Origin of the sequence: Congregibacter sp. (genome assembly GCF_965660375.1) — a bacterium.
Lineage (GTDB): Bacteria > Pseudomonadota > Gammaproteobacteria > Pseudomonadales > Halieaceae > Congregibacter.
Genome location: NZ_CBFHZO010000107.1, coordinates 1 through 9184 on the forward strand (window position 1 = coordinate 1; position 9184 = coordinate 9184).

8 protein-coding genes are annotated in these 9184 nt (G+C 57.6%); 7 read left to right on the forward strand and 1 reads right to left on the reverse strand.

The window, feature by feature from the left end:
• From ACTG3T_RS10580 to ACTG3T_RS10605, 6 genes are all read left to right on the forward strand, one after another.
• Positions 1 to 267, forward strand: a 267-nt coding sequence (locus ACTG3T_RS10580; protein WP_439102241.1) for a phosphoribosyl-ATP diphosphatase, incomplete at its 5' end; no start/stop codon positions are given.
• A gap of 88 nt (positions 268 to 355) precedes the next feature.
• Positions 356 to 583 carry a twin-arginine translocase TatA/TatE family subunit gene (tatA, locus tag ACTG3T_RS10585; protein WP_439102242.1) on the forward strand — a complete coding sequence of 76 codons (228 nt, stop codon included), beginning with the start codon at positions 356 to 358 and terminating at the stop codon, positions 581 to 583.
• A 45-nt stretch (positions 584 to 628) separates the two neighbouring features.
• On the forward strand, positions 629 to 1045 hold the full coding sequence (gene tatB, locus ACTG3T_RS10590; protein WP_439102243.1) for a Sec-independent protein translocase protein TatB: 417 nt from the start codon (positions 629 to 631) through the stop codon (positions 1043 to 1045).
• Complete coding sequence (gene tatC / locus ACTG3T_RS10595; RefSeq protein WP_439102244.1) at positions 1038 to 1772, forward strand: twin-arginine translocase subunit TatC; 735 nt, start codon at positions 1038 to 1040, stop codon at positions 1770 to 1772. The genes tatB and tatC overlap by 8 nt, the downstream gene beginning before the upstream one ends.
• 73 nt (positions 1773 to 1845) lie before the next feature.
• Positions 1846 to 3672 (forward strand): mechanosensitive ion channel family protein, encoded by a 1827-nt coding sequence (locus ACTG3T_RS10600; RefSeq protein WP_439102245.1) that lies wholly within the window; start codon positions 1846 to 1848, stop codon positions 3670 to 3672.
• Complete coding sequence (locus ACTG3T_RS10605; protein ID WP_439102248.1) at positions 3669 to 5438, forward strand: ABC transporter transmembrane domain-containing protein; 1770 nt, start codon at positions 3669 to 3671, stop codon at positions 5436 to 5438. The genes ACTG3T_RS10600 and ACTG3T_RS10605 overlap by 4 nt, the downstream gene beginning before the upstream one ends.
• A gap of 36 nt (positions 5439 to 5474) precedes the next feature.
• Here the strand turns inward: ACTG3T_RS10605 and ACTG3T_RS10610 are convergent, their stop codons facing one another.
• Positions 5475 to 7442 (reverse strand): BCCT family transporter, encoded by a 1968-nt coding sequence (locus ACTG3T_RS10610; protein ID WP_439102246.1) that lies wholly within the window; start codon positions 7440 to 7442, stop codon positions 5475 to 5477.
• Between the two features lie 255 nt (positions 7443 to 7697).
• Here ACTG3T_RS10610 and ACTG3T_RS10615 point away from each other — a divergent pair.
• Positions 7698 to 9184, forward strand: a 1487-nt coding sequence (locus ACTG3T_RS10615; protein ID WP_439102247.1) for a TonB-dependent receptor plug domain-containing protein, incomplete at its 3' end; no start/stop codon positions are given.

Below are 9184 nucleotides of genomic sequence, written 5' to 3' on the forward strand. Positions count from 1 at the left end.
GACAGCTCCTACGTGGCCAGCCTGTATGAAAAGGGTCTGAACAAGATTCTTGAAAAAGTCGGGGAAGAAGCGTCGGAGGTCATCATCGCGGCCAAGGATTGTGACGGAGAGCAGGGACAGGACGCCCTCCTTGGCGAGATCGCTGACCTCTGGTTTCACAGCATGGTTCTCCTCGCACAACAGGGACTTTCATCTGCGCAGGTATTGGCAATTTTACAGGAGCGCTTTGGCCTCTCGGGTCATGCGGAGAAGGCGTCACGCAGTTAAATACGTATCTCGCATGTATTGAGCATGCGAAACATCGAACAACTACCATCGCCGGCGGCGCCCGCCCCGGCGATAAAAGGAGAGAATCATGGGATTAGGTGGAATCAGCATTTGGCAGTTACTCATCATTCTGGCCATTGTGGTCATGCTGTTTGGTACCAAGCGTTTACGCAGCCTGGGATCAGACCTCGGCAGTGCCGTGAAAGGTTTCCGCAGCAGTATGCAGGATGAGGGAGAGAACGAAGGCCACAAGAAAGCCGACGAGGGGGAAGAGCCCGAAACCAGTGACGCTGCTAAAAACAAGAGCGACGTTTAGCCTTTGCACAACGCCCCTAAGCGCCTGCCAAAGTAGTAAAACGCTATGTTCGATATCGGTTTTGCCGAATTACTCATTATTGGCGTCGTTGCTCTGATCGTTATTGGTCCCGAGCGACTCCCTGACGCCGTGCGCACCGCCAGCGCCTGGCTCAACCGCATACGCCGCGGCTTTAACGACATCAAGCAGGAAGTGCAGCAGGAGTTGCACAACGATGCAGTGATGAAGGATCTCAAGGCGCTGAAAGACAGCAGCGAGGAGCTGCGCCGGGAGACGCAGAGCCTCGGGTCAGACTTGAAGAACGGCTTCACATCCTCAATGGACGACGGCGGTAACACGACTTTCGCGCCATCGACCGAAAACAATGAGAGCAACGAGCCTAAAGAGAGCCCGGTAAGCACCAGGAAAAGCGAAGGGGAAAACGATTCCTCCACGGCGACGGATCGCAAAGCCGGTGACTGATAGCGATACGCCACTGCCACTCATTGCCCACCTCACGGAGCTGAGAGACCGGCTGCTGCGCGCCATCCTGGCGGTGCTGCTGGTCTTCATTGTGCTGTTCCCCTTCGCCAATGAAATCTATGCTTTTGTTTCTCAGCCCCTGCGCGAGCTGCTGCCAGAAAACGCGAGCATGATTGCCACGGACGTAGCGTCACCGTTCCTCACCCCCTTCAAGCTGACACTTTTCACTGCGCTGTTTATTGCTATTCCCTATGTACTGTTTCAGATCTGGTCTTTTATCGCGCCGGGGATGTACAGTCAGGAGAAGCGCTTTGCGCTGCCCGTGCTCGCAAGTTCCGTGCTGTTGTTCTACTGCGGAGCGGCCTTTGCCTATTTCGTTGTGTTCCCTCTGATCTTCGCGTTTTTTACCAGCGTCGGTCCTACCGACGTCGCCATCATGACGGACATCAACCGCTATCTGGATTTTGTTCTGAAGCTGTTTTTTGCCTTCGGTCTGGCCTTTGAGATACCCATCGCGGCCCTCATTGCTATCTGGGCGGGTATCACCACACCGGAAGACCTGGGGCGGAAACGCCCCTACATCATTGTTGGCTGCTTCGTCTTTGGCATGCTGCTTACGCCCCCGGACGTCATCTCCCAGGCCCTCCTCGCCATCCCCATGTGGCTTCTCTTTGAGGCCGGCGTCATCGCCGGTCGCCTGCTCCTGAAGCGTAAAGCCGAATCCTGAATACCAGGGCGTCTCTTGAGAAGGTCCACGGGAGAGCTACACTGTCTCTGCTCTTAATTCTCGGATAATGACGATGTCCCGATATCTTTTAGCGCTGCTTACCGCTTCCTTCCTATCTCTCTCCCTGTCGAGCCCCCTCTTTGCGCAGGACGAAACCGAGGAGGGGGCAGAAACGCCTGCAAAGGAACAGGTCCAGGAAGCTGAGGCCGACACCGAAACCATGCGGGAAATCCTGGAGACAGGGAAAAAATCGGAAGAAGTTATCCGCGAAAAAGCGGCCGAACTCGCGGGGAACGAAGAACTGCCCCGAACGCCTCTCCAGCTGCTTGTAGTCATGGCAGATGCCTCTGCGCGCAAAGACTGGACCCGCGCTGCCAGCTATTTGGACATGCGTTATCTCCCGGAAGAACTGGCTGACTGGACGGCCGTAGATCTTATGGATGCCCTGCGGGTCCTGTGGAACCAGCAGAACATCATCGACATCACCAGCATGAGCGATGAACCCGAGGGCAAGCTGGATGACGGCCTGCCCGCCTATCGTGACCTCCTGGGCCTAATTCGTCGGGACAATGGCGAAGAAGTGCCCATTTACCTGCAGCGGATTCCCGACGGTTCGGGGGGCAAAATCTGGAAGGTCTCCAATGCCAGCGTTGCGGAGATTCCCTCCCTGTGGAAGGACCTCGGTTATGGCCCCGTGGCCGTGTGGCTCGAGCGCCATATGCCAGATTATCGCTTTGCCGGCCTGGAAAGCTGGCAGGTCATCACCGGCGTCGTGTTCCTTGTGGCGGCCTGGTACATCGCCATGCTCGCCAGCTACCTGATGATGCGCATCGCATTGCTGGTCCCGAATCGCTTCCCCCTCGGCATAGAAAGCTTCTTTCAGGGATCCCTGCGCTTCTTCTTGTTCCTGATCATTTTCAGACTGCTGATGGACCAACTGGCGCTGTCGCTCGCGGCGCGGGTTTATCTCAATTCCTCCGGCGTGGATTACATCGCCTTTACCATCCTGCTCCTCGGGGTCATCTCCCTCATACGGGATTACAACATCCGCCGTTTGGAGCGGGCAGGCAATCGCCAGTACGTCGCCCTGCTCAAGCCCTTCACCACCATCGTGAAAATAGTGGCAATACTCATCGTTGGCCTGGTGTGGGCAGAGCGCGCCGGCTACAACATGTCCACCATCATCGCCGGTCTCGGTGTCGGTTCCCTGGCCGTGGCCCTGGCCGCTCAGAAGACCCTCGAAAACGTCATTGGTGCTATTACCCTGTATTCTGCACGCCCCGTGAACCCGGGGGACCTCTGCCGCTTTGGCAACATTGTGGGTTTTGTGGAGGAAATCGGCCTTCGCTCCACCATGATTCGCACACTGAACCGCACCATGCTGGCGGTGCCCAACGCGGTGTTCTCATCGGTAGAGGTAGAGAACTTCAGTCATCGGGATCGCATCCGCTACTACCAGCACATCGAATTGCAGATGACCACGGCGGATCAGCTGCGGGTCATTCTCGGTCGCCTCCGGGAGCTGTTTCTATCGCACGCCGATGCCATGCAGGAAACCGTCAGTGTCCGCCTGGAGAAAGTTGCAGCGGCGACCGCAGTGATCCGTATTGATGCCGGTATACGAACAACTGACTATCAGCGCTTTTTAGCCGTCGCAGAAGATCTGAACCTGCGCATGATCGAACTGGTGCACGACGCCGGCGCTATATTTAGTGGCCCGGGGCAGGTCCTGCAGGTACGGGATTTTTATCGCGCATCGGACGACACCATGGCCGATGTGGAGTCCCAACTTGAAAATTGGAGAGGAGAAGAAAAACTCCCCTTCCCGGACTATACCGTGGCCGAAAAAGCGGCCCTGCAAGGCGCCATCGAGTTACCAAACCGCGAGGACAAGTCCTGAACACCAAAGACCACCCCAAGCCCAAAAGCAGTCTTGACGCCCTGGGAGCCCTGGGCCGCCAACTGGCGCCCTACCGCTGGCGTCTTGTCGCTGCGGCCATCGCGCTCATCTTTACCGCAGGGGCCACGCTCACTCTGGGCAAGGGCCTGCAGGTGCTTATCGATCGTGGCTTTGCCGGTGATGATCCGGGGGCTCTGGGGGACGCGGTGCGCATTGTCATGCTCATTACCACCGCCATCGCTGTGGGCACTTTCTTCCGCTTTTATCTGGTGTCCTGGCTGGGTGAACGCATCAGCGCGGACCTTCGCAGCGCCGTGTTTCGCAATGTCGTGAGACTCCATCCCGGCTTTTTTGAGGAAAACCGCTCCGGAGAAATCATGTCCCGCCTCACGGCAGATACCACAGTGCTACAGACGATCATCGGGTCGTCCATGAGTATGGCCCTGCGAAGCACCCTGACTCTCAGCGGTGCGGTAATCATGATGCTCATCACCAATTTCAAGCTCACCCTGTTTATCGTCGCCACGGTGCCCATGGTGCTGTTGCCCGTGATGATTTTTGGCCGAAGGGTGCGCAAACTCTCCAGCAGCAGCCAGGACAGCGTGGCGAGCGTGGGTTCCTACGCCGGCGAAATCATCCAGAACATTCGCACGGTGCAGGGGTTTAACCGAGAAGGTGCCGAGTCCGAAGCCTTTGACGCCGAGGTCGAAAAGGCCTTTGTGATTGCTCGATCCCGGGTCAGGCAGCGGGCGCTGCTCATCGCTTTTGCCATCATCATTCTCTCCGGCGGCATGATCGCCATGATGTATTCCGGTGGTCGGGATGTGATCAGCGGCGCCATGACCGGCGGTGAGCTCGCTGCTTTCATGTTCTATGCCGTTATGGTGGGTACAGGGTTCGCGACCCTGTCGGAGGTATGGGGTGACGTGCAACGCGCCGCGGGCGCCACGGAACGACTGCTGGAACTGGTCGAGACCGACAGCGCCCTCGCGGATACCGGCGATCGCGAGTCCATCTCCCAAAATCCCGCGATGGAGCTGCGCAGTGTTTCTTTCAGCTACCCGTCGCGCCCGGACACCCTCGCGCTCAACAATATCAGCCTGAACATCGAGGCGGGAAAGAGTCTTGCCCTCGTGGGGCCATCCGGCGCGGGCAAAACCACCCTCTTTGAGCTGCTCCAGCGATTTTACGATCCGCAATCCGGTTCCCTGCTCCTGGATGGTATTGATCTGAGGGAAATGTCTCTGGAGCAATTACGGACTCACCTTGCCATCGTGCCGCAGCAGCCTACGCTGTTCAGCGCCGACGTCCGCTATAACATCACCTACGGCAATCCCGATGCCAGTGACGCCGAAATACGATCCGCTGCACAGCGGGCTCACGCCCATGAGTTTATCGACGCCCTCCCCGACGGCTACAACAGCTTTTTGGGAGAGCAGGGTGTGCGTCTTTCAGGGGGACAGCGCCAGCGCATCGCCCTGGCCCGGGCCATGCTGACGGACCCTAAAGTACTGTTGCTGGACGAAGCCACCAGTGCCCTGGATGCAGAAAGCGAATATCAGGTACAGCAGGCTATCAGCGAACTGATGCATGAGCGCACCACGGTCATCATCGCCCACCGGCTGGCAACGATCCGCGATGCGGACTGCATCGCGGTGCTGGATGAGGGCAGGGTTGTCGCCAGGGGAACGCACGACGAGCTCCTGGGTAATTCTGAGCTTTACGCCCGGCTGGCCAAACTGCAGTTTCGCAACGAGGCAGCCTGAGCGCCCCCGCTCTTTTCGCGTAGGCGAGGGAGAAAATCAGCGCATGGTGGTGAGAAAATGCAGATGGTTCTCGTACTGACTGAGCACATCGTGGGCAATCTGCTCTCGCGTCCAGCCCATAATGCAGTAGTCCTGCCCCCCCTGGGATAGGTGCACCTCGGCGCGGTAGTAACGGTCGCCATCCGCCATAGACGTGATCGCTTCCCCCGCGAGACGCTCATCGGGCATGGCATGGGCACGACTTCGCACCTCGTAGACAAAGTCAATTTCACCGCCGTTGAGTACTTCCATGCGCACACAGGGTTTTTCACGCAATTCCTCGGTGACCCGCGCGTCCACCTCGTGATTCTTGAGCTCCTGGGAGAACTCCCGAAGAGCGGGCCCCACGGATTCCTTGAGAAACTTGCGGACACTGCGATCTTCGGGAAACTCCAGAAGATTTGACAGCCGGCTCCGCCAGTCGCCGTCGGCACCTGATGCCGGCGAGACACTTTGCGCATTGCGCTGGCTTGCGTCCAGAGACAGTGCTTTGGAAAAACCCCATATGGCGCCAAGGAGGGCCAGGGAAAAGGGCAGCGCACTGGCGATGGCGGCAGTCTGCAGCGACGATAAGCCTCCCGCGATCAACAATACCGAAGCAATGGCGGCGATGACCGCCGCCCAAAACACCCGCTGGATTATCGGCGTATCGTCGCGACCGTTGGCGGACAGCATATTCAGTACCAAAGCTCCACTGTCTGCCGAGGTCACAAAGAACACCACAATCATTGCCAGACTCACCGCTGATAGAAAGGTAGAGAAGGGCAGGTATTCGAGAAACTGGAACAACGCCACCGCCTGATTGGCCGCAACAGCCTCACCAAGCTCGCTGGCTCCCTGATTGAGAATCAGATCGATGGCACTATTGCCAAAAACCCCCATCCACAGGAGAGTGAACCCGCAGGGCACCAGCATGGCGCCGAGGGTGAACTCCCGAATGGTTCGTCCCCGGGAAATTCTTGCGATAAACAGACCGACGAAGGGCGACCAGCTCAACCACCAGCCCCAGTAAAAGATGGTCCAGCCGCCCAGCCACTCCGTGGGGTCGTAGGCGTACAGGGTAAAGGTCTTACTGATCAGCTCGCTGACGTAGATGCCCAGACTTTCCAGAGTCGCCCCCAGGATCAGAATCGTGGGGCCGGCGATGAGCACGCCGATGAGAAGCAGTATGGACAAAGCGATGTTGAGCTCCGACAAGCGCTTGATACCCGCGTTAAGGCCCATGGCAACGGAAATACTCGCCAGGATCATGGTCCCCACGATGAGCATCACCTGCACGCCGGGGCTAACGGGGATATCAAAGAGGTAAGCGAGACCCGCATTAATCTGCAAAACCCCAAAGCCGAGGCTGGTGGCAATACCGCAGGCCGTACAGACAATGGCAAAGACGTCGATGGCCGCGCCCAAAGGTCCATAGATACGTTCACCGATCAGAGGGTAAAAAGCTGAACGCACAGTGAGCGGCAAACCGTGCCGGTAAGAGAAGTAGGCAAGGAGCAAAGCAACGATCGCATAGATAGCCCAGGCATGGAGGCCCCAGTGAAAATAGGTCAGGGTCATGGCATGCCCTGCCGACTCAATGCTGCTGCCCTCACCGTGCGGCGGCTGGAGGAAGTGCATCACCGGCTCGGCGACCCCAAAAAACATCAGGCCGATACCCATGCCCGCGGCAAACAGCATCGCGAACCAGCTGATGGCGCCATAGTCAGGCTCCGAATGATCCGGCCCCAGTTTGATATCGCCAAAACGGGAAAAGCTGAAAATCAGGATGCTGAGGAGCACGACTGCCACCACCAGGACGTAGTACCAGCTTGCATAGGTGACGATGCCCGCCTGGACTTTTTGTAGCAGGGCGTTGCTCGCATCGGGCGCGATGGCGGCTGCGAGCACCATCACCAGCAGAATCGCTGTGGATGGCAGAAACACCCCACGATCGATACTGAAACCCAGAGCGCCTTCGCTCACAGGCCCTTTCCCGTCGGTCGAACCCCTCATTGCCACCTCTGTTTATAAGAATAGAGGCGGAAGGGTACTCAGATTATCCAACGTCAGCAAAACATAAATGCATAGTGTACGAATCTTTCTTTTTATGCCTGATTGTAAAAAGTACCTAAAAATCAGCATTTAGCGAAATATGTCGGTATAATCTCCGACCGTTTTACTTTCAGTACGAACTATCAGCACTTTTTTTGTGCACTATTTTTTTGTCAGGGAGACAATATGCGGTACAAGAACAAACTGAACCAAGCCACTCGAGCAGCCGTTCTCGCCAGTGTGGCGGGAGGCAGTCTTGCCAGCGCCAGCGCCTATGCGCAGCTCGAAGAAGTGATCGTTACAGCGACCAAACGCTCGGCGAGCACACAAGATATTCCTGTCGCAGTGCAGGCTCTCGGGGAAAACACCCTCAACGACATGGGTGTCACCAACTTCGAGGACTACCTGGTCCAGCTACCCGGCGTCACAGCAGGTGGTAGCGGTCCCGGACAGAACACCATCTATATTCGCGGTGTCGCTTCCACCACTCCCAACCTGACCACCGCCGGCGTTGCGGGTCTGTCACCCAACGTAGCTCTTTATCTCGACGAGCAGCCCCTCGCACAACCTGGTCGAAACCTCGACGTATATGCTGCCGACATGAACCGCATCGAGGTACTGGCAGGCCCCCAGGGCACGCTATTTGGCGCGAGCTCCCAGGCAGGCACGGTTCGTCTGATCACCAACAAGCCTGACTTCAGCGGCACCTACGGCAAAATGAAGCTCGGCACGGCCTTCACCAAGGGCGGTGAAATGAGTAACAGCGTTGAAGGCATGATCAACGTGCCAGTCACCGAGAAACTCGCTCTGCGCGGCGTCGTCTACGTAGACCGCATGGGTGGCTACATCGACAACGTGGCCGGCACCCTGAATACACGGGAAAGCGCCCGTTTCCGTCCCGCCGGCACCATGCGTGCCAATGGCGTTCCGGTGAGCGCCCAGCGTGAAGGCTTCCAGGCCGGCGCTGACCTGTCGGATGTGACGTTTATCGACGCAGATAACAGCACCAAGGTAGAAGACGACTTTAACGACACCACCTACTCAGGCTTCCGACTGTCGGGCCTCTACACCATCAATGCCGACTGGGACCTGCAGGTGTCGCACATGCAGCAGCAGCTGGATTCCGACGGCGTGTTTTTCTCTGATCCTGACCTTGGCGATTACAACGTAACGCGCTTCCAGCCCGACAGCATTGATGATGAGTTCAGCAACACCGCCTGGACCCTGACGGGCCGCATCGGTGAGCTGGAAGTGCTGTACTCCGGTGCTTTCACCGATCGTCAAACCGATCAGCTGGTCGACTACGCCGACTACCTGTTTGTAGGTCAGTATCTGCCCTACTACATCTGTGACAGCTCCGTATCCTACCCTGGTGACGCTGCACCCAGCGGCACCTGCCAAGCGCCAGATCTTTTTGTAGGTAGCACCACCGAGACTAAGGTGAGCACCCACGAGATTCGTCTGAACACCGCTGAGGACCGACGCATTCGCGCCACAGTCGGTGGTTTTTACAGCGACCTCGAGCTAAAGGAACGCAACGACTTTACCTATCCGGGCTCCACGCAAATTGATGGATACGGCGTCCAAACCGGGTTCTCGCCCAACTTCCCCTTCACCACCGGCTACCGATCCGATGAAGGGCCCTTCCCCGACGGCGTGATTTTCCGTAACGA